Source organism: Delftia sp. K82 (genome assembly GCF_002193035.1).
Lineage (GTDB): Bacteria > Pseudomonadota > Gammaproteobacteria > Burkholderiales > Burkholderiaceae_C > Comamonas > Comamonas acidovorans.
This window is the reverse complement of record NZ_MYFL01000001.1, coordinates 2,801,918-2,828,142: the sequence shown is the minus strand read 5'-3', so window position 1 is coordinate 2,828,142 and position 26,225 is coordinate 2,801,918. Positions and strand designations below refer to the sequence as shown.

The 26,225-nt window shown below is 67.9% G+C and carries 18 protein-coding genes and 1 tRNA gene; 13 read left to right on the top strand and 6 right to left on the bottom strand.

Annotated elements, in window-relative coordinates:
- Positions 1-162 precede the first annotated feature (162 nt).
- Positions 163-1,346, top strand: a protein-coding gene (locus tag KDK82_RS12390) for an IS3 family transposase (RefSeq protein WP_088165044.1) whose coding sequence is annotated in 2 segments (ribosomal slippage) — positions 163-454 and positions 454-1,346 — 1,185 coding nt in all. Because the reading frame shifts where the segments join, the coding sequence is not laid out codon by codon here.
- Between the two features lie 272 nt (positions 1,347-1,618).
- Here the strand turns inward: KDK82_RS12390 and KDK82_RS12385 are convergent.
- The 6 genes from KDK82_RS12385 to KDK82_RS12360 all read right to left on the bottom strand — a co-directional run bounded on the left by KDK82_RS12385 (position 1,619) and on the right by KDK82_RS12360 (position 11,694).
- Positions 1,619-1,694 (bottom strand) — tRNA-Thr (locus KDK82_RS12385).
- Between the two features lie 26 nt (positions 1,695-1,720).
- Positions 1,721-2,728, bottom strand: coding sequence for a class 1 fructose-bisphosphatase (locus KDK82_RS12380; RefSeq protein WP_013802818.1), 1,008 nt, complete (start codon positions 2,726-2,728; stop codon positions 1,721-1,723).
- A 50-nt stretch (positions 2,729-2,778) separates the two neighbouring features.
- Entirely contained in the window at positions 2,779-5,505 is a 2,727-nt protein-coding gene (gene pepN, locus KDK82_RS12375; RefSeq protein ID WP_088165043.1) for an aminopeptidase N, read from the bottom strand.
- A 77-nt stretch (positions 5,506-5,582) separates the two neighbouring features.
- Positions 5,583-6,687, bottom strand: a protein-coding gene (gene prfB, locus KDK82_RS12370; protein ID WP_013802816.1) for a peptide chain release factor 2 whose coding sequence is annotated in 2 segments (ribosomal slippage) — positions 5,583-6,605 and positions 6,607-6,687 — 1,104 coding nt in all. Because the reading frame shifts where the segments join, the coding sequence is not laid out codon by codon here.
- Positions 6,688-7,002: 315 nt separating this feature from the next.
- Complete coding sequence (locus KDK82_RS12365) at positions 7,003-8,862, bottom strand: methyl-accepting chemotaxis protein (protein WP_088165042.1); 1,860 nt, start codon at positions 8,860-8,862, stop codon at positions 7,003-7,005.
- Between the two features lie 243 nt (positions 8,863-9,105).
- On the bottom strand, positions 9,106-11,694 hold the full coding sequence (locus KDK82_RS12360; RefSeq protein WP_088165041.1) for an EAL domain-containing protein: 2,589 nt from the start codon (positions 11,692-11,694) through the stop codon (positions 9,106-9,108).
- A gap of 228 nt (positions 11,695-11,922) precedes the next feature.
- Between KDK82_RS12360 and KDK82_RS12355 the strand changes: the two genes are divergently transcribed.
- From KDK82_RS12355 to KDK82_RS12305, 12 genes are all read left to right on the top strand, one after another.
- A complete protein-coding gene (locus tag KDK82_RS12355) occupies positions 11,923-12,453 on the top strand; it encodes a sigma-70 family RNA polymerase sigma factor (RefSeq protein ID WP_013802813.1) in 531 nt (176 codons plus the stop codon).
- Complete coding sequence (locus tag KDK82_RS12350; RefSeq protein WP_306417374.1) at positions 12,450-13,148, top strand: FecR domain-containing protein; 699 nt, start codon at positions 12,450-12,452, stop codon at positions 13,146-13,148. The genes KDK82_RS12355 and KDK82_RS12350 overlap by 4 nt, the downstream gene beginning before the upstream one ends.
- A complete protein-coding gene (locus KDK82_RS33390) occupies positions 13,084-13,455 on the top strand; it encodes a hypothetical protein (RefSeq protein ID WP_306417373.1) in 372 nt (123 codons plus the stop codon). Before KDK82_RS12350 ends, KDK82_RS33390 begins: the two co-directional genes overlap by 65 nt.
- 95 nt (positions 13,456-13,550) lie before the next feature.
- Positions 13,551-16,046: a TonB-dependent siderophore receptor gene (locus KDK82_RS12345; protein ID WP_088165508.1), complete on the top strand. Its 2,496-nt coding sequence runs from the start codon at positions 13,551-13,553 to the stop codon at positions 16,044-16,046.
- A gap of 119 nt (positions 16,047-16,165) precedes the next feature.
- Positions 16,166-16,672 carry a sigma-70 family RNA polymerase sigma factor gene (locus KDK82_RS12340; RefSeq protein ID WP_088165040.1) on the top strand — a complete coding sequence of 169 codons (507 nt, stop codon included), beginning with the start codon at positions 16,166-16,168 and terminating at the stop codon, positions 16,670-16,672.
- Positions 16,651-17,655, top strand: coding sequence for a FecR domain-containing protein (locus tag KDK82_RS12335; protein WP_088165039.1), 1,005 nt, complete (start codon positions 16,651-16,653; stop codon positions 17,653-17,655). The genes KDK82_RS12340 and KDK82_RS12335 overlap by 22 nt, the downstream gene beginning before the upstream one ends.
- Before the next feature lie 89 nt (positions 17,656-17,744).
- The gene (locus KDK82_RS12330) at positions 17,745-20,207 is read left to right on the top strand and encodes a TonB-dependent receptor (RefSeq protein ID WP_088165038.1); all 2,463 of its coding nucleotides are present in this window, start codon (positions 17,745-17,747) and stop codon (positions 20,205-20,207) included.
- 126 nt (positions 20,208-20,333) lie between these two features.
- Positions 20,334-20,816, top strand: coding sequence for a sigma-70 family RNA polymerase sigma factor (locus KDK82_RS12325; RefSeq protein ID WP_043791465.1), 483 nt, complete (start codon positions 20,334-20,336; stop codon positions 20,814-20,816).
- Between the two features lie 5 nt (positions 20,817-20,821).
- A complete protein-coding gene (locus KDK82_RS12320) occupies positions 20,822-21,805 on the top strand; it encodes a FecR domain-containing protein (RefSeq protein WP_088165037.1) in 984 nt (327 codons plus the stop codon).
- A 141-nt stretch (positions 21,806-21,946) separates the two neighbouring features.
- Positions 21,947-24,481, top strand: coding sequence for a ferric-rhodotorulic acid/ferric-coprogen receptor FhuE (gene fhuE / locus KDK82_RS12315; protein ID WP_088165036.1), 2,535 nt, complete (start codon positions 21,947-21,949; stop codon positions 24,479-24,481).
- 105 nt (positions 24,482-24,586) lie between these two features.
- Positions 24,587-25,096, top strand: a complete 510-nt coding sequence (locus KDK82_RS12310) for a sigma-70 family RNA polymerase sigma factor (RefSeq protein ID WP_047470604.1) — start codon at positions 24,587-24,589, stop codon at positions 25,094-25,096.
- Complete coding sequence (locus KDK82_RS12305; protein WP_088165035.1) at positions 25,093-26,103, top strand: FecR domain-containing protein; 1,011 nt, start codon at positions 25,093-25,095, stop codon at positions 26,101-26,103. The genes KDK82_RS12310 and KDK82_RS12305 overlap by 4 nt, the downstream gene beginning before the upstream one ends.
- The last annotated feature ends 122 nt before the right edge of the window (positions 26,104-26,225 follow it).

Sequence of the window (26,225 nt, the reverse complement as noted above, 5' to 3'; positions counted from 1 at the left end):
CCTCGACACCACGTCGTAATCCGCTGGGCCGCTGTGGCTGCGACAAGCAGAATGAAGTCATAGCAACCAGCAGACTTCAGAGATGCAAGAGATGAGATGTGACCCTGCCTCGATTTCACGTACAGCAAGAAGTTGATAACTTCAGAGGTACGGAGAATCGAAATGAAAGAAGGCAAGCTGCCCAAGCGGCAGTACACACAGGAATTCAAGGCTGAGGCCGTCAGACTCGCGGCGTCAGTCGGCGGACACGAGGCAGCACGTCGCCTGGGCGTGCCGGTGGCAACGTTGGGCAACTGGTCCAGGCGAGGTGTCGCAGCGAGCGGCGGCAGTGGCGCGGCTGTGCCGCCCACCGAGGCGCCTGCGCGCCGCCCCGTGAGTGAACTGGAGGCGGAGAACAGCCGCCTGCGCAGAGAACTGGCCGACGCGAAGCTGGATGTGGAAGTCCTTCGAAAAGCGACGGCGTACTTCGCCAGGGGGTCGCGATGAAGTACGCCTGGATCGACGAGCATCGCGACCAATACACCGTCAGTCGGCTTTGCCGCGTGCTGCAGGTGTCTCGCAGCGGCTACTGCCAATGGCGCGTGCGCCCGCCCAGTCCCAACACGCTGGCCAACCAGGCTCTGGACGCCAAGGTGGCGGCCATCCACGATGCCAGCCGTCGAAGCTATGGCCGCCCTCGGATCGTTCACAAGCTGCGCCAGCAGGGAGAGGTCGTCAGCGCCGAGCGAGTGCGAAAGAGCCTGCGGCGCCAGGGCCTGCGCCCGGTGTACAGAAAGCCGTTCGTGACGACCACCGACTCGGCGCACCGTTTGCCGGTGGCGCCGAATCTGCTGGATCGGCGCTTTGATGGTTGGCAGAGCGACCAGGCGTGGGTGGCGGACATCACGTACGTGCCCACCTGCGAGGGCTGGCTGTACCTGGCCGCCGTGCTGGACCTGGCCAGTCGGCGCATCGTCGGCTGGTCGATGTCCGAGACCATCGACGCCACGCTGGTGTGCTCCGCTTTGAAGTCGGCATGGTGGCTGCGCAAACCTGCCAAGGGGCTGCTGGTCCACACCGACCGCGGGTCGCAGTATGCCGGCGGGCGCTACCGGGCACTGGCCGCCGAGCTGGGCATCACGATGTCCATGAGCAGGAAGGCCAATGCCTGGGACAACGCGCCGATGGAGAGCTTCTTCAAGACGCTGAAGGTCGAGCGCATCCATCAGGTACGCTACGACACGCGAGCGCAGGCCAGGCTGGACATAGTCGATTGGATCGAGGGCTGGTACAACCGCCAGCGCCTGCACTCGGCCAACGGCTTCCTGCCCCCAGTGACCTGGGAGAACGCTCGTTTGGCTGCATGACTTGGTGTACGTGGAAACGAGGCAGGGTCAGTCTTGGTCGGATCTGAAATCCGAGCAAGTTGAAGGCACTTGGTGTGCTGGTGAGGGTACGGAGAGGCCTGAGGAAGAAGCGCCGCTGCGAGCGAGCCAGCTGCAAGCGCCATGGGCTGAACATGCTGGCTTGAGCTGCCGAGGCTCAGGTATGCTTTGACCGTTGCAAAACAAAAAGGGAAATTGAGTTTCCCCAATTTCCCCTCAGAATCCTTGCGGAACCCGCATGGATGCTATGTTTTTGGTGCCGGAGAAAGGAATCGAACCCTCGACCTTCTCATTACGAATGAGCTGCTCTACCAACTGAGCTACACCGGCGACAGACAAAAATTATAACGGCAAATTCATGCCTCGGAATGGTACTGCGTCACTTTTTCGACTTCGTTCTTCGAGCCGAGGATGACGCTCACACGTTCGTGCAGTTGGGTGGGCTGGATGTCGAGGATGCGTTGCTTGCCGTTGGTGGCGGCGCCGCCGGCCTGCTCTATGAGCCAGGACATGGGGTTGGCTTCGTACATCAGGCGCAGCTTGCCGGGCTTGTTGGGCTCGCGGCGGTCCCAGGGGTACATGAAGATGCCGCCGCGGGTCATGATGCGGTGCACGTCGGCCACCATGGAGGCGATCCAGCGCATGTTGAAGTCCTTGCCGCGCGGGCCTTCCACGCCGGCCAGGCATTCGTCCACGTAGCGCTTGACGGGGGTGTCCCAGTGGCGCATGTTGGACATGTTGATGGCGAATTCCTTGGTGTCTTCGGGGATGCGGATGTTTTCCTGCACCAGCACGAAGGAGCCTTGCTCGCGGTCCAGCGTGAACATGGACACGCCGTCGCCCACGGTCAGCACGAGGGTGGTCTGCGGGCCGTAGATGCAGTAGCCGGCCGCGACCTGCTGGGTGCCGGGCTGCATGAAGTCCTGCTCGGTCACGCCGGGGTGGCCTTCGGGCTTCTTGAGCACGCTGAAGATGGTGCCGATGGAGACGTTGACGTCGATGTTGGATGAGCCGTCCAGCGGGTCGAACATCAGCAGGTATTCGCCGTGCGGGTAGCGGTTGGGCACCAGGTAGATGCCTTCCATTTCCTCGGAGGCCATGGCTGCCAGGTGGCCGCCCCATTCGTTGGCCTCGATCAGCACCTCGTTGGCGATGATGTCCAGCTTCTTCTGGACTTCGCCCTGCACGTTCTCGCTGCCGGCCGTGCCCAGCACGTCGCCGATGGCGCCCTTGTTGACGGATTGGCTGATGCGCTTGCAGGCACGGGCCACGACTTCCAGCAGCAGGCGCAACTGGCCGGGGATGAGGCCGTCCACGCGTTGCTGCTCGACCAGGTAGCGGGTCAGGCTGACGTTTTTCTTCATGGGTTCAACTCCTAAAAATCCGGGAGGCGCGGCCTGGGCCGCGCCTTGGGTCAATCCGCGAGGGCGCGGGTGACGACTTCACGCACGTCGTTGCTCAGTTCAGCGCGGGCCGCCACGCGGGCGACGGCCTCGCGTGCGGCCGTGCGGTAGGGCTCGGCCAGCTTGCTCCAGCGGTCCAGGGCGCGCGCCAGGCGGGCGGCGACCTGGGGGTTGATGGCGTCCAGCTCGATGACGCGCTCGCTCCAGAACACATAGCCCGCCGCGTCGGCGCGGTGGAAGGCGCCTGGGTTGGCGCTGCAGTAGCTGAAGATCAGGCTGCGCGCGCGGTTGGGGTTCTTGATCTGGAAGTCGGGGTGCTTCATCAGCTGCTTGACGGCCGGCAGCACGTTGCCGCCACGGTCGCAGGCGCCGCCCTGCAGCGCGAACCACTTGTCCAGCACCAATGCATCGTGCTGGAACAGCTTGTGGAAGCGCGCCAGGGCCTGGGCGGCCAGCGGGTGGCCGCTTTGCACCAGTGCCGTCAGGGCGCTCATGCGGTCGGTCATGTTGCCGGCGTCCTTGAAGCGCTGCAGCGCCTTGCCGGGCCAGACGCTGTCGCCCGAGGCGCGTGCGGCCAGGCACAGCATGGACAGGGCCAGGCCTGCCAGCGCACGGCGGCCGGAGCTTACGGGGTCGGGGCGGTAGGCGCCGGTGTCGCTGTGCTCTTGCCAGGCTTGCTGCCAGTCGGCCTGCAGCTCGGTCGCCAGTTGCTGGCGCATGGCTTCACGCACGGCGTGCACGCGCTGCGGATCGACCACGGCCAGTTGCTCGGCGATGTAGCTTTCGCCGGGCAGGGTCAGCATCAGCTCCTTGAAGGCCGCATCCAGCTGCGGATGGCGCAGCACGCCGCGCATGGCCTCGACGAAAGAGGCCGGCAGCAGGGCGGCCGTGATCTGGCCGCTGGCTTCTGCCGTGATGGAGGTGTCGCCAATGGCCTGCAGCGCGATGCGCAGGCCCAGGCGCTGGCCAGCTTCCCAGCGGTTGAAGGCATCGCTGTCATGGGCCAGCAGGGTCAGCAAGGCGGCATCGCTGTCGCTGTGCTGCAGCACCACGGGGGCGCTGAAGCCGCGCAGCAGCGAGGGCACGGGCTCCTGGTCCACGTCGGTGAAGACGAAGCTGTGGCTGGGCTCGGACAGCACGAGCAGGCGGCTGTCGCCCGCTGCCGCCTGATCCTCGCCCTGCAGGCGCAGGGTCAGCGCGCGGCCGTCCTGGCCCAGCAGGCCCATCTGCACGGGGATGACGAAGGGCAGCTTCTCGGCCTGCCCCGGCGTGGGCGCGCAGCTTTGGCTCAGCGTCAGCGTGTAGGTGCGTGCGGCGGCGTCATAGCTGCCTTCGGCGCGCAGTTGGGGCGTGCCCGCCTGGCTGTACCAGCGCTTGAACTGGTCCAGGCGCTGGGCCAGCTCGCTGCCAGGGTTGGCGTCGGCCATGGCCTGGGCGAAGTCGTCGCAGGTGACGGCGTGGCCGTCATGGCGCTCGAAGTACAGCTTCATGCCCTTGGCAAAGCCTTCGCGGCCCACCAGGTTGTGCTGCATGCGCACGACCTCGGCACCCTTTTCGTAGATGGTGACGGTGTAGAAGTTGTTGATCTCGATGTAGCTGTCGGGCCGCACCGGGTGGGCCATGGGGCCCGCATCTTCGGGGAACTGGGCGGTGCGCAGCACGCGCACGTCCTCGATGCGCTTGACGGCGCGCGCCGAGGGGCTGCCCGCCATGTCCATGCTGAATTCCTGGTCGCGGAAGACGGTCAGGCCTTCCTTGAGCGACAGCTGGAACCAGTCGCGGCAGGTGACGCGGTTGCCGGTCCAGTTGTGGAAGTACTCGTGGCCGACGACGGACTCGATGTTGGCGTAGTCGGTGTCGGTGGCCGTGGACTGGCTGGCCAGAACGTACTTGGTATTGAAGACGTTCAGGCCCTTGTTCTCCATGGCGCCCATGTTGAAGTCGCTGGTGGCGACGATCATGAAGCGGTCCAGGTCCAGGGACAGGCCGAAGCGGGCCTCGTCCCAGGCCACGCTGGCCATGAGGGAGTTCATGGCGTGCTCGGTCTTCTCCAGGTCGCCGGGGCGCACGAAGACCTGCAGCAGGTGGTCGCGGCCTGCGCGGCTCTTGATCTTTTGCTCGCGCGCAACCAGATTGCCGGCCACCAGGGCGAACAGGTAGCTGGGCTTTCTGTGCGGGTCGGCCCACTTGGCGAAGTGGCGGCCGTCTTCCAGCGCGCCTTGCTCGACCAGGTTGCCGTTGGACAGCAGCACCGGGTACGCGGTCTTGTCGGCGCGCAGCGTCACGGTATACATGGCCATCACGTCGGGACGGTCCAGGAAATAGGTGATGCGGCGGAAACCCTCGGCCTCGCACTGGGTGAAGAACGTGCCCTGGCTCACATACAGGCCCATGAGCTTGGTGTTCTTGGCGGGCGCGCAGGTGGTGAAGATTTCCAGATCGACGGGGTCGCCGCCCTCGGGCAGGTTCTCCAGCACGAGCTGGTCGCCGTCCATCTTGAACGAGGTGCCGCCGCCGTTGACCAGCACGCGCGCAAGGTTCAGTTCATCGCCGTCCAGGCGCAGCGGCTGCGCCGGCACCTCGGTGTTGCGGCGCACGCGCATCTTGTTGAGCACGCGGGTCTTGGCCGGATCGAGATCGAAGGTCAGGTCCACGGTGTCGATCCACCAGGCAGGAGCCTGGTAGTCGGCGCGGTGGATGGCGGTGGCAGGGGCCTGCCCGTCACGCAGTTGCAGCATACAGATTCCTTCCTATGCCAATATCAGGGGACAGAGTTCAAGCCCCTGTGCGGCCGGTGCCGCCCAGGGGCTTGAAATCAGAGGCCTTGCTTGAGCGAGGCTTCGATGAAAGCGTCGAGGTCGCCGTCCAGCACCTTCTGGGTGGCCGAGATTTCGACGTTGGTGCGCAAATCCTTGATGCGGCTGTTGTCCAGCACGTACGAGCGGATCTGGTGGCCCCAGCCCACATCGGTCTTGGTGTCCTCCAGCTTTTGCTGCTCCACCATGCGCTTTTGCATCTCGTGCTCATATAGCTTGGAGCGCAGGCGCTGCCAAGCCACGTCGCGGTTGCTGTGCTGGCTGCGGCCGTCCTGGCATTGCACGACGATACCGGTGGGCATGTGCGTCAGGCGCACGGCCGAGTCGGTCTTGTTGATGTGCTGGCCGCCCGCGCCCGATGCGCGGTAGGTGTCGGTGCGCACGTCCGAGGGGTTGATCTCGATCTGGATCGAGTCGTCGATCTCGGGGTAGACGAACAGCGAGGCAAAGCTGGTGTGGCGGCCGCCCGAGCTGTCGAAGGGCGACTTGCGCACCAGGCGGTGCACGCCGGTTTCGGTGCGCAGCAGGCCGTAGGCGTACTCGCCTTCGATGTGGATGGTCGCGCTCTTGATACCGGCGATGTCGCCCGGCGTCTCTTCCTCGACCGTGGCCTTGAAGCCCTTGCGCTCGGCGTACTTCAGGTACTGGCGCAGCAGCATGCCGGCCCAGTCGCAGGCTTCGGTGCCACCGGCGCCGGCCTGGATGTCCACGAAACAGTTCAGCGGATCGGCTTCCTTGCCGAACATGCGGCGGAACTCCAGCTCCTCGATCAGCGGCTGCAGCTTGGCGGTCTCGCCCTCGATGGTGAGCAGGCCGGTCTCATCGCCTTCTTCCTTGCTCATCTCGAACAGCTCGGCGTTGTCGGCCAGCTCGGTGGTCAGCTTTTGCAGCGTCAGCACGACGCCGTCGAGCAGCTTCTTTTCCTTGCCCAGTTCCTGGGCCTTCTTGGGGTCGTTCCAGACGCTGGGATCTTCCAGCGAGGCATTTACCGTGCGCAGTCGTTCGTACTTTGCATCGTAGTCAAAGATACCTCCGTAGATCTGCCGCACGCTGCGACAGATCTTCGAGGGTGTTGCCGATGAGGTTGATGCGTTCTGCTTCCATGATGTGTTCCGTTCTTCTGATGAATGTGTTCTTGGCCGAATCGCCGATTTTCTCATGCTGGGGCATCGTGCCGGGACAAGCGCCCGCCGCGCGGGCCTGGAGGCGCGCTGCCGTGTGACGATGGCTTTCAAAACAAGGGCTTGCAGCGGCCGATCATGGCAGATTTGAAGGGCTTGGCCATGGCAATGCGCAGGTTGCAGCGTGGACCCTGGCGTGATCTGGCTGCAGACCTCCCGGAAAAAAGGCCCGGCCAGCAGGAGCTGGTCGGGCCTTGGCAGGCATGTCCGCCCCCGGCGGGGCGGGCGAAAACCTGGTTCAGAAGGTTTCCCAATCGTCGTCGGAAGCCGTGCTGGCCGCCTTGGCCTTGGCTTTGGCCGATGCCGTCACGGCGGGCCGGGCCGGCTGTGCTGGCTGGGCCGGGCGCGCGGCGCCTGCCGGGGCAGGGGGTGCACCGGTCGCACCGGTTGCACCGGTTGCAGAAGGCAGGGCGGCCGAAGCACGTGCGGGCACCGTGCGTTTGGGAGCGGAAGGCGCCAGATGCGGACGGGGCGCCGTCGGCGCGTGGCGGGGCGCTGCCACGGCGGCAGCGTGGTTGACGCCACGGCTGTTGCCCAGCATGCCGGTGGACGGCGAGAGCTTGAACACGCTGACCACCTCGGCCAGCGCCTTGGCCTGGGCCTGCAGTGCGCCGGTGGCCGCCGCCGATTCCTCGACCAGTGCGGCGTTCTGCTGGGTCATCTGGTCCATCTGCGTGACGGCCTGGTTGACCTGCTCGATACCGGCCGTCTGCTCATGGCTGGCGGCCGAGATCTCGCCCATGATGTCGGTCACGCGGCGCACGCTGGCCACGATCTCCTCCATGGTCTTGCCGGCCGAGTCGACCTGGGCGCTGCCTTCCTCGACCTTGCCCACCGAGTCGTCGATGAGCTGCTTGATCTCCTTGGCGGCGGCGGCCGAGCGCTGGGCCAGGGTGCGCACTTCCGAGGCGACGACGGCAAAGCCGCGTCCCTGGTCGCCGGCGCGGGCCGCTTCCACGGCAGCATTCAGCGCCAGGATATTGGTCTGGAAGGCGATGGAGTCGATGACGCCGATGATGTCCACGATCTTGCGCGAGGCATCGTTGATGGCAGACATGGTCTGCACCACCTGGGCCACGGCCGAGCCGCCGCGCACGGCGACCTGGGAGGCGGCGGCGGCCAGCTGGTTGGCCTGCTGGGCGTTGGCGCCGTTTTGCTTGACGGTGGAGGTCAGCTCCTCCATGGAGGCGGCGGTCTGCTCCAGCGAGCTGGCCTGCTCCTCGGTGCGGGCCGACAGGTCCTGGTTGCCCGATGCGATCTGGCCGCTGGCCGTGGCGATGGAGTCCGTTCCCTGGCGCACCTGGCCGACGATGCGCTGCAGGCTCTCGTTCATGTGCTGCAGGGCCTGCAGCAGCTGGCCGGTCTCGTCCTTGCCATGCACCTCGATGCGGCTGCCCAGGTCGCCGGCGGCCACGGCCTGTGCCAGGCTCACGGCCTGCTGCAGGGGGCGTGCCACGCTGCGGGCGATCAGCAGCGCCATGCCCAGGCCGAAGAGGACGGCCCCCGCCAGCAGGGCGATCACCCACCAGCGCGCGGCGGTGAAGATGTCGTCGCCTGCCTGGTTGGCATCCTCGATGCCCTGGGCGTTGATCTTGAGCAGTTCGTCCAGCTTGGCGTTGATGGCACGGCTGGTCTTGACCGAATCGCCGCGCAGCACCTCGGACGCCTCGTCGGTGCGCAGGGCGTGGGACAGGTCCACGATCTTTGCCGTGTGCTGCGCGTACTGGCCCAGGTCGTCCTTGATGCCGGCCATCAGCTCGCGCTCACGCGCGGTGTTGGCATAGCGCTCGAAGGCCTGCTGGTTCTTGAGCAGCTCGGACCTCAGCGCCGGCATGCTCTTGTCGTAGATGGCCATTTCATCCATCGAGGTGGCCAGCACATGCTGCATGGTCTGCGAGCGGTAGCGCTGCAGCTGGTAGCGCATCTCCATGATCACGCGCTCGGCGGGCATCCAGTGGTGCGCCAAGTCGGTGGCCGTGCGGTTGACACGGTCCAGCTGGACCACGGAGAACAGGCCCAGGCCGGCGGTCAGCAGCAGCAGGGCGATGAAAGAGGCCAGCAGCTTGTGGGCCAGCTTCAGATTGCGGAAAAACATCATGGTGGGGAGTGCCGTACGGCGAGAAGCGAAAGCGGGTGAGCGGCGGTGGCTGCGAATCGAGGGGATGCAGTGGCGATCGGGGGCGATCGGCGGGACCGACACTCGGCCCCGCCATGCCGCAGTTATCGGTCACTTGCCGGCGAGGCTTAGGGAAAAATAGGTCCAGTCCGAATATTTATTGCGGATTGTTACTTTTTCCGGCCAAGGTCTCCGTGCACATGGCCTGGCCCGCTCACATGCCGTTCACACGTCCGTCGCCAGCCCGGCTTGCAGGCTCGATGCCTGCAGCCACCGCTCCAGATCCGCTGCCGGCAGCGGACGCGAGAACAGATAACCCTGCGCGACCGGATAGCCCTGTTCGCGCAGGATGGTGTTCTGCGCCGCCGTCTCCACTCCCTCGGCCACCACGGTCAGGTGCAGGCTGCGGCCTATGCCCAGGATGGCGTTGCTCAGGGCCTGGGCGGCTTCGTCGTTTTCCAGGTCCGCCACGAAGCTGCGGTCCAGCTTGAGCTCGCTGACGGGCAGGCGGCGCAGGTAGCTGAGGCTGGAGTAGCCGGTGCCGAAGTCGTCCATGGACACGCGCACGCCCTGGGAATGCACGGCCTGCAGCGTGCGCATGGTGCCCGGGTTGGTGTCCAGCAGCAGGCTTTCGGTGATCTCCAGCGTGAGGTCCTGCGGCTTGAGCGCGTTGTGCTCCAGCGTGTCGGCAATCATGCGCGGCAGGTCCAGGTTGTGAAAGCTGGTGGGCGAGAGGTTGACCGACATGGCCGGCACGTCAATGCCCCGGCTGCGCCACTCGCCCAGCTGGCGGCAGGCCTCGCGCAGTGCCCAGGTGCCCAGCTCGCCGATCAGGCCGCATTCCTCGGCCAGCGGAATGAAGCGTGCGGGCGAGATCTCGCCGAATTCCGCATGGCTCCAGCGCGCCAGGGCCTCCACGCCGTAGAGGCGCCCGTCCTTCAGGTCGAGCTGGGGCTGGTAGTGCAGTCGCAGGCCGCCGCTGCGCAGGGCGTCGCGCAGCGCCGTCTCCAGCACCAGCCGTTCCTGCGCCAGGCGGTTCATCTCGGGGCTGAAGAAGCTGTAGAGCCCGCGCCCGCCCGATTTGGCCTGGTACATGGCCATGTCGGCGCGGTGCAGCAGGGTCTCCATGTCGCGCCCGTCGGCGGGAAACACGGCAATGCCGCAACTGGCCGTGCTGGCCAGGGACACGTCGTCGATCATGCAGGGCTCGCCAAGTGCCGACTGCAGCCGCTCGATCACCTCGGCCGCCTGCGCACCGCCGCAGTGTGGCAGCACGATGACGAATTCATCGCCCGACAGGCGCCCGGCAATGTCGCCCGTGCGCAGCTCCGCCTGGATGCGCTGGGCCACGCTGCACAGCAGCCGGTCGCCGGCCGGGTGGCCCAGCGAGTCGTTGACCTGCTTGAAACGGTCCAGGTCGATGAAGACCACGGCCAGCTCGTGGCCCTCGTGCGAAGCCACGGACAGCGCCTGCTCGGCCTGGGCCAGCAGCAGACTGCGGTTGGGCAGGGTGGTCAGCCCGTCGTAGAAGGCCAGCTGCCGGATGCGGCGGCGTGCCTGCTCGCGCTCCAGCGCCAGCGCGCACAGGTCGGTGCAGGCCTCCACCAGCCGCTGGTGGAAGGGATCGGGGCCGGGCCGGTCGAAATGGCGGTAGTAGAAGGCAAAGGTGCCGGCCACGCCGCCCTGCAGCCCGCAGATGGGCGTGGACCAGCAGGCCGTATACCCCAGCGGCAGGATGAGCTGCTTGAATTCGGCCCACAGCGGGTCGGTGGCGATGTCGCGCACCAGCACGGGCCGGTTGTGGAAGGCGGCCGTGCCGCAGGAGCCGATATTGGGGCCGACGGGCACGCCGTCCAGCGCCGCCGAATAGGAGGCCGGCAGGCTGGGCGCGGCCAGCGGGCGCAGGCGGTTCTGGTCATCGACTTCCAGCACCGAGACCGCAATGTCGGGCGCAATGCGCTCGACCTCGCGGCACACCAGGTCCAGCACTTCGGTCAGCGGCTGGTCGCGCGCCATGGCCTCCAGGGCGCGCCGCTGCAGCACCTCGTGCATCTTGGCCTCGGTGATGTCGGTGATCACGGTCACCGTGGTGTGGAGGCGGCCGTCGGGGCCCATGACGGGATTGGCCTGGGCGCTGACCCAATACCGCTCGCCGTCCTTGCCGACGAGGATCTCCTCGCGGTACACCGGCTTGCCTGCGTCCAGTTCGGCGCGGTAGGCGGCCGTGAATTCGGGCGAGGCATGCGGCACCAGCAGGGCGATGGGCGCACGGCCCACGACCTCTTCGCTGCTCCAGCCGAACATGCGGGTGAAGCCTGCGTTGACATAGGAGATGGTCCAGTTGCCGTCGGCGATCACCACGGCCGCGTCGGTGGCATCGGCCACCAGGGACAGGCGCCGCAAATGCTCCTGCCGTCTGCGGTCGGCCTGCACCCGGGCCGTGATGTCGGTGGCAATGCACAGCACATGGCTGAGCGCGCCCTGGGTATCCAGCACGGGGGCATAGGTGGCCTCCAGCCAGCAGGTGCTGCCGTCGCGGCGCCGGTGTTCGCCCACGCGCGAAATCGTCTCGCCCCCGCCCCAGCGCTGGCGCCACCGGCCGTAGGCGTCGGGATCGGCATGTGCCTGGGTGCACAGGTCACTGTGCAACAGGCCCTCGGCGCCCGAGGTGGAGTAGCCAAGAATGGCTTCGTAATTGGCGTTGGCGCGCATCAGCCGGCCTTCGGGCGTGAACTCCGCCAGCGCCATGGCCTTGTCCAGCGTGCTCCACAGCGCCTGCTGCCCTGCCGTGCCTGCTACCCGCGTTTCGAACATGGTTCGCTCTCCTGATGGATGCTGAGCTGATGATTGATTGTTTCTAAATGATACCGATCCGGCGCAGCAGCTGGATGTCAGCCACACCTGATCGCACTTGCTTCCACTGTTCGCCCTTGGATGGTCCGCCTGATGGCACTCTTAGGCAAGTGCTTCCGCTGGTTACAATGATTTGAGAATGATTCTTGTTTGATGGTGCATCCCGCCTTCAAGCCATCGGGTCCTACCATGCCATCCGCCCCAGCCTCCAGCGCCGCCTCCAGCCCCTTGCACCGCGAAATCTCCGCCCTCTATGCCGGCCACCATGGCTGGCTGCAGGGCTGGCTGCGCCGCCGACTTGGCAATGCCTGCGACGCGGCCGACCTGGCGCAGGACACCTTCATCCGCCTGCTCACCGCGCCTGCAGGCGACTTGCCCGCCCTGCGCGAGCCACGCGCCTACCTGGCCACGGTTGCGCGGCGCCTGCTGATCAACCACCTGCGCCGCCAGTCGCTGGAGCAGGCCTGGTTGCAGGCCCTGGCCGCGCTGCCAGCACCGCAGGCGCCGTCGCCCGAGCAGCAATTGCTCATCCTGCAGGCGCTGCAGGAGGTCGATGCCATGCTCGACGGCCTGCCGCCCAAGGTGCGCGCGGTCTTCATCCTGTCCCAGGTCGAGGGGCTGACCTATGCGGCCATTGCCGAGCAACTGGGCATGGGCCTGCGGTCGGTCAAGCGCTACATGGCCCAGGCCATGGCCGAGTGCATCCTGCTGTCGGCATGAACGCCGTGGACTCCCAGGCCGCAGCGCCGCTGTCGCGCGAAATCGCCTTGCAGGCCGCCGAATGGTTTGTGCTGCTGCACTCGGGCGAGGCCAGCGAGGCCGACCACCGCGCCTTCGAGGCCTGGCGCACCCGTGCCGATGTCCATGCGCAGGCCTGGCTGCGCGCCCTGGCCGTGAGCCAGCGCGCGGGCAGCCTGCCGCCCGCACTGGGTGCACCGGCCCTGGGCCGCAAGCAGCGCCGCCTGGGCGCCATGGGCCGCCGCGATACCGTGCGTGCGCTGGCCCTGCTGATCACGGCCGCCCCCGTGGGCTGGCTGGCCTGGCGCGCCGCGCCCTGGATGCAGTGGGCCTCCACCCATGCCACGGCCACGGGCGAGCGCCGCGAATGGATGCTGGCCGATGGCAGCCGCATCGTGCTCGATACGGGCAGTGCCGTCGATGTGTTGTTTGACGAGGCGCTGCGCCGTGTCCACCTGAGTGAGGGCGCCGTCTTCATAGAGACTGCGCCCGACCCGCAGTCCCGGCATCGGCCCTTCGTGGTCACCACAGGGCAGGGTGCGCGCCCTAGGCACGCGCTTTGTCGTGCGCAGTGTCCGGGAGCGCAGCGAGGTGGCCGTGCTGCAGGGCGCCGTGCAGATCACCACCCGTGGCGGCGCCGCGCAGCAGCTGCAGGCAGGCCAGCAACTGTGGTTTGACGCCATGGGCATAGGCCGTGCCGAGCCTGCGGACGCCGGCGCCGCCCAATGGGCGCGGGGCCTGCTGGCCGCAGACAACATGCGGTTGGCCGACTTTGTGGCCGAGCTGTCGCGCTACCGCTCCGGCTGGCTGCACTGCGATCCGTCTGTGGCGGATTTGCGCGTCACCGGCGCCTTTCAACTGGGCGATGCCGATACCGGCACGGACGCCGTGCTCGCCAACCTCGTGCACCTGCTGCCCGTGCAGGTCCACTACCGCACGCGCTACTGGGTGACGGTGGCGGCGCGCGGTACACCACCGGCTTGAAATTTCTTTCGGAATCTGGCCCCTTTCTGCGGCAGGCCGTGTCCTGTTCGATGGCAACCGATTTCATCGAACGACTTCCGAAGGAAAAACAGACCATGGCTCTCCGGCCCGGCATGCGCAGCGTGGCGCGCACTCCCTCCCCCTTGCTCTTTCCGCTGTCCCGGACAGGCCTCGCCGTGCTCATGGCCGCGGGCCTGGCGGCAGGCGCCGCCTTGCCGCGCGCTGCGCGGGCCCAGGCCGGTGCGGCGGCGGCCAGCGCGGTGCAGCGTCCGTTCCAGGTGCCGGCAGGCCCGCTGGCCGCCGCGCTCACGGCGTTTGCCGCTGACGCAGGCGTGAGCATCAGTGCACCGCCCGCCCTGGTGCAGGGCCGGCGCACCCAGGGCGTGCAGGGCCGCCTCACGGTGCGCGAGGCGCTGGACCGGCTGCTGGCCGGCACCGACCTGCAGGCGCAGGCGGCGGGGGAGGGCGGTTTTGTGCTGCGTGCGGTGCCCGAGGCCACCCAGGCATCGACCGTGCTGGGTGAGGTCAGGGTGACCGCCGCGGCCCCGGCAGAAAGCCCCTGGGGCAGCACCAGCGGGTATGTGGCGCGCCGTGCCAGCACGGCCACCAAGACCGATGCGTCGATTCTGGAGGTGGCGCAATCGGTGTCCGTCATCACGCGCGACCGCATGGACGACCAGGGCGTGCGCACGCTCAACGACGCCGTGCAGTACACGGCCGGCGTGCGCACCAATACGGGTGGGGCAAATCCTGCGGATGACAGCCTGTCGGTGCGCGGCTTCAGCCAGTTCTCGGGCAATTTCTACCTGGACGGGCTGCGCCTCATGCCGCTGGGCACGCTGGGCTTTTTCGGCATGGAGCCTTACGGGGCCGAGCGCATGGAGGTCCTCAAGGGGCCGGCCTCGGTGCTGTATGGGCAGAACTCGCCGGGCGGCATCGTGAACTTCGTGTCCAAGCGGCCTTCGGCCGATGCGGTGCGCGGCATGGAGTTGTCCGTGGGCAGCCATGCTCGCCGGCAGGCGGCCTTCGACCTCGGAGGGTCGGTGGGTGACGATGGCACGGTGAGCTACCGCCTGGTGGGGCTGGCCAGGGCGGCCGACCAGCAGATCGACTTCATGCGTGATGACCGCGTCTACCTGGCGCCCAGCCTGACCTGGGCGCCGGACGCGCGCACCAGCGTCACGCTGCGCGGCTTCTACCAGAAGAACCACGCCATGATGTCCACCAACGTGCAGTGGGATGCGCTCAACGGGCGCAACCCCAATGGCCGGCTGCCCCTGAACCGCTTCCTGGGGGAGCCGGGCTTCGACCGCGAAGAGACCGAGGTCGCATCGCTGGGCTACGACGCACGCCATCAATTCGACAACGGCTGGACGCTGCGGCAGAACTTCCGCTACCTGCACGCACGCAACCACGAGCAGTACATGTTCCGCTACGGGCCGCTGATCGACGGCTCCATCACCAACCGGGAGATCGATTCGCGCGATGGCAAGGGCGGCGTCTACACCGTGGACACCAGCCTGTCGGGCCAATTCGCGGCGGCCGGCCTGCAGCATGAGCTCATCGTGGGGCTGGACTACAACCGCAGCCGCTCCAGTTTCGACTCCTATATTGCCGACGGTCCGCAGCTGGACATCTACCGGCCCGTCTATGGCAGCTTCATCGACACCTCGCTGCTGCAGCCCGATGCGCTGCGCGATGAGCGCGCCCAGCAGGTAGGCCTCTACGTGCAGGACCGCATCCGCAAGGACCGCTGGGTGCTGGCCCTGGGCGGGCGCCACGACTGGAGCCGCCTGGAGCAGACCAGCCGCCTGGCCGACCCCGTGTCCACCAGCGTGCGCAAGCCCAAATCCTTCACCGGCCGCGTGGGCCTGACCTATCTTGCAGACAACGGCGTGGCGCCCTATGTCAGCTACAGCGAGTCGTTTGTCCCTTTGATGGGCGCTGACCGCAACGACCGGCCCTTTGATCCGGAAACCGGCAAACAGGTCGAGGTCGGCGTCAAGTATTCGCCCGACGAGCGCAGCAGCTTCACGCTGGCCGCCTTCGAGCTGCGCCGGCAGAACGTACTCACCACCGACCCCGAGAACGTCCGCTATTCCATACAGCAGGGCGAAGTGCGTTCTCGCGGCATCGAGTTCGAGGCGGCAGTCCAGCCCACGCGAGGCCTCAAGCTCCTGGCCGCGCTGACCTACAACCCCGTCAAGGTGACCCGGGCCCAGCCAGACCAGTGGGGCGGCAACGTGCAGGGCAAGTCGCCTTACGAAGTGCCCCGCAAGATGGCGTCGGCCTGGGTGGACTATGCCTTTGGGGGCGACCTGCTGGGGCTGGGGGCGGGCGTGGGGGCACGCTACATCGGCTGGAGCTGGGGCGATGCGGACAACAGCTTCCGCGTGCCGTCGTTCACCCTGGTGGATGCCTCGCTGCGCTATGACCTGGGAAAGATGCGCAGTGACTGGCGCGGGGCCAGCGTGAGCCTGACGGTGAAGAACCTGTTCGACAAGTACCACACGGCGTCGTGCTTTTCCGCCAATGCCTGCAACTACGGCGAAGCGCGCAACATGGTGGTTCGGTTCGGGTACATCTGGTAGGCCCTGCGGCATCAGGCCGGTCGAAAGCGCTCTCGCACGCTCCCTGGCATGGATACAATCGAATAAGAATGATTCTTGTTTGATTGCGGGCCCCGCCCCCAAGGGAATCGGGACCTGCCATGCCATCCGCCTCCACCCCCCAGCACCGAGAAGCCGCCTCCCTGTACACCGCCCACCATGGCTGGCTGCAGGGCTGGCTGCGCCGCAGGCTGGGCAACGGGGCGGATGCGGCGGACCTGGCGCAGGACACCTTTGTGCGCATCCTGGGCGTGCGCGACCTGGCCGGTGTGCAGGAGCCGCGTGCCTACCTGACCACGGTGGCCAAGGGCGTGCTCGTCAACTGGTACAAGCGCCAGGCGCTGGAGCGCGCCTACCTCGAAGCCCTGGCCGCGCTGCCCGAGCCCGTGGCGCCGTCGCCCGAGCAGCGCGCCCTGGTGCTGGAGAGCCTGCACGAGATAGACGCCATGCTGGACGCGCTGCCGCCCATCGTGCGGCGCACGTTTTTGCTGTCCCAGCTGGACGGCATGAAGTACGAGGACATCGCGCAGCAGCTGGAGGTCTCGCTCACCAGCGTCAAGCGCTACATGGCCCAGGCGTTTCGCCAATGCCTGGTGGCAATGGCGTGATGGAGCCGCCCCTGCAAGCGCGCGTGCTCGACGAGGCCGCCGAATGGCTGATGCGCCTGCACGACAGCGGCGCCACCGACGCCGACCGCGCCGCCTGCGAACGCTGGCGCCAGGCCGACCCACAGCATGCCCTGGCCTGGGAGCGCGCCGAGCGGCTGCTGGGCAAGTTGGGCGGCCTGCCTGCAGCGCTGGCCATGCCGGCGCTGGACCGGCCCCGAAGCCACCGCGCCCAGCGCCGCGCCGCCGTGGCCCGGTTGGCCGCGCTGCTGGCCGTGGCGCCTGCAGGCTGGCTGATATGGAGTGCGGCGGACCAGCGCGGCTGGGGCGCCGACCTGCGCACCGCCACCGGCGAGCGCCGCACCGAGCATCTGGCCGATGGCAGCCGCCTCCTGCTGGACACGGCCAGCGCGGTGGACATCCGGTTTGATGGCGCACTGCGCCTGCTCACCCTGCGCCAGGGTGCGATTTCCATAGAAACGGCGGCAGATACCGCCACACCGCACCGCCCCTTTGTCGTGGACACCGCCCATGGCCGGCTGCGCGCCCTGGGCACCCGCTTCACCGTGCGGCAGGAGGGCGACAGGGCGGACGGCGGCCCCGTGCGCCTGGCCGTGACCGAGGGAGCCGTGGAAGTGACGCTGCGTGGCGCCGCCAGCCCGGCGCTGGTCGTTCAAGCCGGTCAGCAAACGGTATTGCGAGCGGGGGAGGTGACCTCGCCCCAGCCCCTGCAGCCCGAAGCCACGGCCTGGACCCACGGCATGCTGATGGCCGACGCCATGCCGCTGGCCGCGTTCTGCGCCGAACTGTCGCGCTACCGGCCCGGCCTGCTGCAGTGCGCGCCCGAGGTGCGCGCGCTGCGCGTGTCCGGCTCCTTTCCGCTGGGCGATACGGACCGGACGCTGACCATGCTGGCCTCCACCTATCCCGTCGACGTGCAGACGCGCATGCGCGGCTACTGGATCACCGTGGTCGCCAGGAACTAGAAAAATCGAGGCAGGGTGACACTTTTTCGGATCTCGGCTGGCAACGGGGAAAGAGCTTCTTTCTTCACCGTCTCCAAGGACCGATTTCCATGCCTGCCGTACCCATGCCGCATCCCGTCTTCCATCCCTTGGCGCATGCCGCCCGACTGGCCCTGCTGGGCATGGCATTGGCCGCAGGCGCCGTGCAGGCGGCCGAACCGGCCCCCGCAGCCCAGACCTACCAGATCGCGCCTGGGCCGCTGGGCCGCACGCTGGCCGGCGTGGCCACGGCGGCGGGTATTTCGCTGTCCTTCGATCCTGCGCTGACCGAAGGGCTGACCAGCCCGGCCCTGTCCGGCCACTATGCGCCGCAGCAGGCGCTGCAGCGCCTGCTGGCCGGCAGCGGGCTGGACATGGTGGCGCGCAGCGATGGCAGCTACACGCTGCGCAGGCAGGCCGCACCGGCCGGCGCTGGTGCCGGTTCCACCACGGTCCTGAACGAAGTGCAGGTGACGGCCCGCGCCGAGCGCAGCGCCACCAGCGAAGGCACGGGCAGCTACGTGGCCCGCGCGGTCACGGTGGGCAAGGGCGAGCAGGCGATCAAGGACATCCCCCAGTCCATCAGCGTGATCACGCGCCAGCGCATGGACGACCAGAACCTCAACACCGTGGACGACGTGCTGGCCAGCACCACGGGCATCACCATGTACGACAGCCCCATGGGCGGGCGCTATGTCTACTCGCGCGGCTTCCGCGTGGATACCTACCAGTTCGATGGCGTGAACCGCGCCTTCTACTACCCGCAGGCCGACAACTTCACCAGCAACGCCGCCACGCTGGACCGCGTGGAAGTGGTGCGCGGTGCCACGGGGCTGCTGCAGGGGGCGGGCTCTCCCAGCGCGGCCATCAACATGGTGCGCAAGCGCCCCCTGGCAGAGCGCCAGCTGGAAGTCTCGGCCAGTGTTGGCTCCTGGAACAACCTGCGTACCGAGATCGATGCCACGGGCCCGCTCAACGAGGCCGGCACGCTGCGCGGGCGCGTGGTCGCCAGCCTCAACAGCCGCGACTATTTCTACGACGTGGCCAGCAGCCGTACCGGCGTGCTCTACGGCGTGCTGGAGTACGACCTCAGCTCCCAGACCCGGCTGACGGTGGGCGCCACCCACGAGCGGCTGCGCTCCACGCCGTTCTTCCAGGGCCTGCCGCGCTATGCCGACGGGGCGGACCTGCGGCTGCCGCGCTCCACCTTCCTGGGCGCGGACTGGAACCGCTGGGACAGCGAGCAGACATCGCTGTTTGCCGAGCTGCAGCACCGCTTCAACGCGGACTGGACCGTCAAGGCCACGGCGGGCTACACCCGGGAAAAGCACGACATGAAGTACGCCTTTGCCCTGGGGGCGATCCATCCCGCCACGCTGGCGGGCAACGAGATGTATGCCGGCCTGTTCGATGTCACCACCGACAACAAGACCCTGGACGTGGCGGTGGACGGCAAATTCGACGCCTTCGGCCGCCGGCATTCGCTGAGCTTTGGCGCCAACACGGGCCGCATGGTCAACGACAGCGACTATTCGCTGATCCGCATGGGCCTGCCCAACAACGTGTTCGACCCGAGCGCCGCCATCCGCGAGCCGTCCCGCGCGGAATTCCTGGCCAACCGCTATCGCGGCGATGAAAGCCGCACCCGCATGACCCAGTCCGGCGCCTACGGCGTGGCGCGGCTGGGCCTCACCGATGCGCTGACCCTGATCGGCGGCGCCCGCGTCACCCGCTTCACGGGCAGCAGCAACTACCGCAACACGGGCGAGGCCTACAACGACCCGTACAAGGAAAGCGGCGTCATCACGCCCTATGGCGGCCTGGTCTATGCGCTCAATGACCAGTGGTCGGCCTATGCCAGCTACTCCGACATCTTCCAGGCCCAGAACGCCGTGACGGCGGCCGGCGACCTGCTGGCACCCATCAAGGGGCGCAATCTGGAAGTGGGCATGAAGGGCGAATTGCTGGACGGCAGGGTGAACGCTGCCGTGGCCCTGTTCCGCATCGACCAGAAGAACCGCGCCGAAGAGGACCTGGTCAACCCCTGCTCGGCCAGCACCTACTGCTATGTCTCCGTGGGCAAGGTCCGCAGCCAGGGGCTGGATGCCGAGATCAGCGGCGAGGTGGCGCGCGGCTGGCAGCTGTTTGCCGGCTACACCTTCAGCCATTTCAAATACCTGGACAACACCTCCAATGCCGGCGTGGAGTTCGCCAGCACCTATACGCCCAAGCACATGCTGCGGGTCTGGAGCGACTACCGCCTGCCGGGCGAATGGAGCGCCTGGAACGTGGGCGGCGGCGTCAACTTCCAGACCGCCAGCTCGCGCGCGGTGGGCGCCATCACCGACGTGCAGCCAGCCTATGCCGTGTGGTCTGCCCGCCTGGGCTACCGGATCGACCGCAACTGGTCCGTGGCACTGAGCGTGGCCAACCTGTTCGACAAGACCTACTACCAGACCATAGGCGCACCGGCCTGGGGCAATGTCTACGGCGCGCCGCGCAGCGCGACGCTCACCCTGCGCGGCAAGTTCTGAAACGCGGCCAGGAACAACGGACTGCAGCAGCAGGCGGCAGAGCAGGGCCGCAAGAGGGTCGTAGTTGCCTATAATTGAGAATTATTCTCAATCTCGGGTCGCCGCGTGTCCAGCCCATCGCCTTCCTTGTCCGCCCATGTCGAATCCCTGTACCTGGCCCACCACGGCTGGCTGCAGGGCTGGCTGCGCAAGAAGGTGGGCAATGCCTTCGACGCGGCCGATCTGGCGCAGAGCACCTTCCTCAAGGTGCTGGGCGCCAAGGGCCTGGACCAGCTCCAGGAACCGCGCGCCTACCTGACCACCATTGCGCGCAACCTGCTGATCAACCAGGTGCGCCGCCGCGCCATCGAGCAGGCCTATCTCGATGCCCTGGCCGCCATGCCCGAGCCCGTGGCGCCGCCGCCCGAGGTCCGGCTCATGGTGCTGGAGACCCTGGTGGAGATAGACCGCCGCCTGGGCCGTTTGCCCGCGCTGGCCAAGCAGGCCTTCCTGCTGGCCCAGCTCGAAGGGCTCGGCCATGGCGAGATCGCGGCCGAGCTGGGGATTTCCGTCTCCACCGTCAAGCGGCATCTGGCCAAGGCGGCCATGCGCTGCTTCTTCCCGGAGTAGGCGGCATGCAGGCGTTCCCTTCCGCTTCTTCCCCCATTTCTGCCGAAGTGGCCCGCCAGGCCGTGCAATGGTGGCTGCAACTGAACTCCGGCAAGGCCCAGGCCCGGCAGCACGATGGCCTGCGGCGCTGGCGTGCGGCCAGCCCCGAGCATGAGGCCGCCTGGCAGCGCATCGAATCCATGGGCAGCCAGATGGCCGGCATCCCCATGCCGCTGGCGCGGGCCGCATTGGCCGCGCCCGGCTCGGCCGGCAGGCGCCGTGCTGTGCAGGCGCTGGCCGTGCTGCTGGTCTCGGGCGCAGGCTCCGCGGCCGTCGTGCGCTCGCAGGCCTGGCGCGGCTGGACGGCCGACCAGGTGGCTGCCGTGGGCGAGCAGCGCCGGCTGCCGCTGCCCGACGGCGGCAGCGTGGTGCTCAACACCGGCAGCGCCCTCAACCTGCGCTACGGCGCGGCCGAGCGCGTGCTGGAGCTGGTGCGTGGCGAAATCCTCGTGCAGACCGCGCCGGACAGCCTGCACCGTCCCTTCATCGTGCAGACCGCCATGGGCGCCGTTCAGGCCCTGGGCACGCGCTTCACGGTGCGCGAGCGCGAGTCCGGCGTTGAAGTGGGCGTGCTGCAAGGCGCCGTGCAACTGCGGCCCGCGCATGCCCCGCATGCCGCGCAGCGCATCGATGCGGGAGAGCAGGGCACGTTCACGGCCCAGCAGGCCGTGCACTCCGGCGCGCTGGACACGGCGGCCAGCGCCTGGGCCGAAGGCATGCTGGTGGCCTCGCGCATGCGGCTGGAGGATTTCCTGGCCGAGCTGGGCCGCTACCGGCGCGGGCGCCTGGGCTGCGACCCGGCCGTGGCCGGCCTGCACGTCTCCGGCGCCTATCCGCTGGCCGACACCGACCGCGTGCTGGCCGCGCTGACTTCCTCGCTGCCCGTGGAAATCCACTCCTTCTCGCGCTACTGGGTGATGGTGCGGCCTGCCGGGGCGGGCAAGGCATGACCGGCACGGCCGGCATGAAGGCCTTCGCACTTTCCTGAAAAAAATTTGAGCTGATTTGCCGGCGATGGCTGTCAACAGAGACAGGAGCGCACCGCAGCGTGCGCCAACGCTTCTCTACAACCATTGCAACAAGGCCTTTCCATGCGCCCTCAGACCATGCGCCAGAACTCCATGCGGCAGACTGCCGCCTCCACCGTCCGCCCATCCCAGGCGGCCCCGGCATTACGTCCGGTGGCGCTGGCGCTGCAGGTGCTGTGCGCGGGCACGCTGGCGGGGCTGGCTGCCGCGGGCGCCCTGGCTCCGGCACAGGCCTGGGCGCAGCCGGCTGCCGGTGCTTCGCAGCAACGCCAGTACGACATTGCCGCCGGCCCGCTGGAAAGCGTGCTCAACCAACTCGGCCGCGAGGCCGGCGTGCTGGTCACCTTCGGCTCGGCCGTCACCGAAGGGCTGCGCAGCGGCGGCGTGAGCGGGCGCTTCACCGTGGAGCAGGCGCTGGACCGCGCCTTGCTGGGCACGCCGCTGGCGGCCGTGCGCTCGGCCGGTGGCGGCTACACCCTGCGCGAGATGCCTGTGGTGCCTGCCACCTCCGGCGCGGCGGGTGCTGCGGGTGCGGCAGGCGCGGGGTCCTCCCAGACGCTCAGGACCGTGCTGGTCACGGCCTCGGCCCAGGCCAGCCCCACCACTGAAGGCTCGGGCTCCTACACCACGCCGGCCACGGCGGCGGCCACGGGCCTGAGCCTGTCGCTGCGCGACACGCCGCAGTCCGTCAGCGTGCTCACGCGCCAGCAGATCGAGGACCAGGGCCTGCTCTCGCTCAACGACGCCATGCGCAGCGTCACCGGCATCCATGTCGTCAGCTCGGACAGCGACCGCTCGGACTTCTACTCGCGCGGCTTCTACGTGGACAACCTGCAGTACGACGGCGTGCCCACCTCCATCGGCCTGTCGTTCTACGGTGACTCGGGCACCGATACCACCATCTATGACCGCGTCGAAGTGGTGCGCGGCGCCACGGGCCTGCTCACGGGCGCGGGCAATCCGTCGGCCTCCATCAACATGGTGCGCAAGCACGCCAACAGCAAGGTGTTCACGGGCTCGGCCTCGGCCAGCGTGGGCTCGTGGAACCACCATCGCGGCACGGTGGACCTGTCCATGCCGCTGACGCAGGACGGCCGCATCCGCGCACGCGTCGCAGGCATGGCCGAAGAGCGCGACTCCCATGTGGATCTCTACCACGCGCGCAAGCAGGTCTTCTACGGCGTGATCGATGCCGACCTCACGCCCGACACCACGCTCAGCGTGGGCGCCGACTACCAGTCCAACCGGCCCACCGGCTCGACCTGGGGCGGCCTGCCGCTGGTCTTCACGAACGGCATGCCAGCCGACTGGAGCACCTCCAAGACCACGGCCGCGAACTGGACGCGCTGGAACAGCACCAACAAAAACATCTTCGCCAACCTGCAGCACCGTTTCGGCAACGACTGGAAGCTCAAGGCCAACTTCGTGCACCGCGACAGCGCCTACGACGCCAAACTGCTGTACCTCATGCGCCAGCCCGACATCACCACCGGCCTGGGCATGGCAGCCCTGCCCAACTACTCCGAATACAGCTTCCAGCAAAACAGCGCCGACCTGCAGGTGACGGGCGGCTGGGAACTGGGCGGGCGCCGCCATGAGGCCGTGGTGGGCCTGACCAGCAGCCGTGCCCGCGAGCACAAGGCCGGCCATGCGCGCACCAGCCCCCTGCAGGACGTGGGCAACTACTACCAATGGGACGGCTCCTATGCCGAGCCCACCTGGGGGCCGCTGACCACCAGCAGCCTGGACCACACGCGCCAGGACGCGCTGTACGGCGCGCTGCGCCTGTCGCTGGCCGATCCGGTCAAGCTCATCGTGGGCGGGCGCCAGAGCAGCTGGAAGGTGCGCAGCCTCAGCGAGGTGCGCGACCACAACGTCTTCATCCCCTACGCAGGCCTGGTGCTGGACCTGAGCGAAGGCTTCTCGGCCTATGCCAGCTACACCGACATCTTCCAGCCCCAGAACTACCGCGACCGTGGCGGCAGCTACCTGGACCCCGTGGCGGGCAAGAGCTTCGAGATCGGCATCAAGGGCGAGCACCTGGACGGCAGGCTCAACAGCTCGCTGTCCGTGTTCCGCATCCAGCAGGACAATGTGGCCCAGCTGGACGAAGGCCAGGTCGTGCCCGGCACCACCGACTTCGCCTACTACGGCGCCAAGGGCGTGACCAGCAAGGGCTTCGAGGCCCAGGTCTCGGGAGAGCTGGCCACGGGCTGGAACCTGTCGGCCGGCATTGCCCACACCGTCGCGCGTGACGCCCAGGGCCTGTCCATCAACGCCTGGGCGCCCAAGACCCAGACCCAGCTGTTCACTTCCTACCGCCTGCCCGGTGGGTGGAATCAGCTCACCGTGGGCGGCGGCCTGCAATGGCAAAGCCGCACCCGCGCCAGCGTCTTCGTGGCGGGCAATGACCTGGTCTTCGAGCAGAAATCCTTCGCCACCGCCAGCCTCATGGCGCGCTATGCCTTCAGCCCCAGGCTCTCGCTGCAGCTGAACCTGAACAACCTCTTCAACAAGAAGTACTACGTCAACATCGACGGCCAGGGCCAGTTCGGCACGCCGCGCCAGGCCATGGCGGTGCTGAACTACAAGTTCTGAGTGGACAGGGCGGCGGGGGCAACAGCGCAGGCCAACCGTTAGAATGCAAATGAGAATTGATCTCATATTTCGGGCCAGCCGCCCACGCATTCCTCCTCCCGCGCCATGCCTGCCGCCGAAACCTCCCTTCACCGCGAAGTCGCCACGCTCTACACCGACCACCACGGCTGGCTGCAGGGATGGCTGCGCAAGAAGCTGGGCGATGTGCACCAGGCGGCCGATCTGGCGCACGACACCTTTGTGCGCCTGCTGGCGCGCGACGAGCCTGTGCAGGCGCGGGAGCCACGCGCCTTTCTGACCACGGTGGCGCAGCGCGTGCTGGCCAACCACTACCGGCGCCAGCAACTGGAGCGCGCGTATCTGGAGGCGCTGGCACAGGCGCCGCAGTCCTTTGCCATCTCGCCCGAGGAGCGCGCGCTGCTGCTGGAGGCGCTGGACGAGATCGACCGCATGCTCGACGGCCTGCCTGCCCCCGTGCGGCGGGCCTTTCTGATGGCCCAGCTGGACGGCATGAAGCAGGCCGACATTGCGCGCGAGCTGGGCCTGTCGCTGACCACCGTCAAGCGCTACCTGGTGCAGGCAGGCATGCACTGCTATTTCGCGGTGGATGCATGACGGCGGCAGGAGCCGGCCTGCCGCCCGAGGTAGCGCGCAGCGCCATCGAGTGGTGGCTGAAGCACCAGGAGGGCGGCCTGTCCGATGAGTTGGCCCGCGAATGGCAAGCCTGGCAGGCCTGGCGCGCGGCCGATCCGCTGCACGAGCAGGCCTGGCAGCGCATCGCCGCCGTCAACCAGCGGCTGGCTGGGCTGGTGGCGCCGCCGCAATCACCGATAGCCCGGGCTGCGCTGGCCCCGCGTGGTTCCGCTCGCCGGCGCGTGATCCGGTCCCTGGCCGTTGCGGCCTTTGGGGCAGGCATTGCCTGGCAGCTGGAGCAGCGCCTGCCCTGGCAGGGCTGGGTGGCCGATGCACGCACGGCGCGGGGCGAGCGTCGGCAGATGGCGTTGCCGGACGGCACGCAGATCGTGCTCAACGGCGCCAGCGCGCTGGACATCGAATACAGCCGGCGGCACCGCCGCCTGCGCCTGTTGCAGGGCGAGGTGCTGGTCACCACGGCCAAGGACACCGAGCAGCCCGCCCGGCCCTTTGCCGTGCAGACCACTGCGGGCGAGGCGCTGGCCCTGGGTACGCGGTTTTCCGTGCGTGCGCTCGCGGATGGTGATTTCCAGGTGGGTGTGTTCGAGGGTGCCGTGCGCCTGACGCCTCGGCTGGCCGGCCAGGGTGTGCTGGTGCTCAAGGCGGGCGAGCAGGCCACGCTGCGGGCCGATGGCATTTCTGCCGCCACCTCCGTGCACGAAGAGAGCACCGCCTGGATCCAGGGCATGCTGGTGGCGCGCGGCATGCCGCTTGCCCGGATGCTGGAGGCGCTGCAGCCGTACAGCGATGCGGCCCTGGCCTGCGAGCCCGAAGTGGCCAACCTGCGCATCTCAGGCACCTATCCGCTGGCCGATGTGCCGCGCGTGCTGGCCGTGATCGGTGCGCTGCCGGGACTGGAGCTGCGCTCCATGACGCGCTGGTGGGGCCGGCGCGAGGTGGTTGTGGGCAAGAAGGTGTCAGGGGCTTGAGGGGGGTCTGCGCAGTTTTTTGAAGAAATCTGCGCCCGGGGTGGTCTGTTTCGAGAACTCGCGGGACATGGAGGAAGAGGGGGGGCTTGCCATGCCGGGCCCGCCCATCGATTCGTCCATCC

Excerpts from the sequence above, each read along its gene's own strand:
- KDK82_RS12380 (WP_013802818.1), bottom strand. The coding sequence starts at position 2,728 with ATGAAGAAAAACGTCAGCCTGACCCGCTACCTGGTCGAGCAGCAACGC.
- pepN (WP_088165043.1), bottom strand. The coding sequence starts at position 5,505 with ATGCTGCAACTGCGTGACGGGCAGGCCCCTGCCACCGCCATCCACCGC.
- KDK82_RS12365 (WP_088165042.1), bottom strand. The coding sequence starts at position 8,862 with ATGATGTTTTTCCGCAATCTGAAGCTGGCCCACAAGCTGCTGGCCTCT.
- KDK82_RS12360 (WP_088165041.1), bottom strand. The coding sequence starts at position 11,694 with ATGTTCGAAACGCGGGTAGCAGGCACGGCAGGGCAGCAGGCGCTGTGG.
- KDK82_RS12355 (WP_013802813.1), top strand. The coding sequence starts at position 11,923 with ATGCCATCCGCCCCAGCCTCCAGCGCCGCCTCCAGCCCCTTGCACCGC.
- KDK82_RS12350 (WP_306417374.1), top strand. The coding sequence starts at position 12,450 with ATGAACGCCGTGGACTCCCAGGCCGCAGCGCCGCTGTCGCGCGAAATC.
- KDK82_RS12345 (WP_088165508.1), top strand. The coding sequence starts at position 13,551 with ATGGCTCTCCGGCCCGGCATGCGCAGCGTGGCGCGCACTCCCTCCCCC.
- KDK82_RS12340 (WP_088165040.1), top strand. The coding sequence starts at position 16,166 with ATGCCATCCGCCTCCACCCCCCAGCACCGAGAAGCCGCCTCCCTGTAC.
- KDK82_RS12335 (WP_088165039.1), top strand. The coding sequence starts at position 16,651 with ATGCCTGGTGGCAATGGCGTGATGGAGCCGCCCCTGCAAGCGCGCGTG.
- KDK82_RS12330 (WP_088165038.1), top strand. The coding sequence starts at position 17,745 with ATGCCTGCCGTACCCATGCCGCATCCCGTCTTCCATCCCTTGGCGCAT.
- KDK82_RS12320 (WP_088165037.1), top strand. The coding sequence starts at position 20,822 with ATGCAGGCGTTCCCTTCCGCTTCTTCCCCCATTTCTGCCGAAGTGGCC.
- fhuE (WP_088165036.1), top strand. The coding sequence starts at position 21,947 with ATGCGCCCTCAGACCATGCGCCAGAACTCCATGCGGCAGACTGCCGCC.
- KDK82_RS12310 (WP_047470604.1), top strand. The coding sequence starts at position 24,587 with ATGCCTGCCGCCGAAACCTCCCTTCACCGCGAAGTCGCCACGCTCTAC.
- KDK82_RS12305 (WP_088165035.1), top strand. The coding sequence starts at position 25,093 with ATGACGGCGGCAGGAGCCGGCCTGCCGCCCGAGGTAGCGCGCAGCGCC.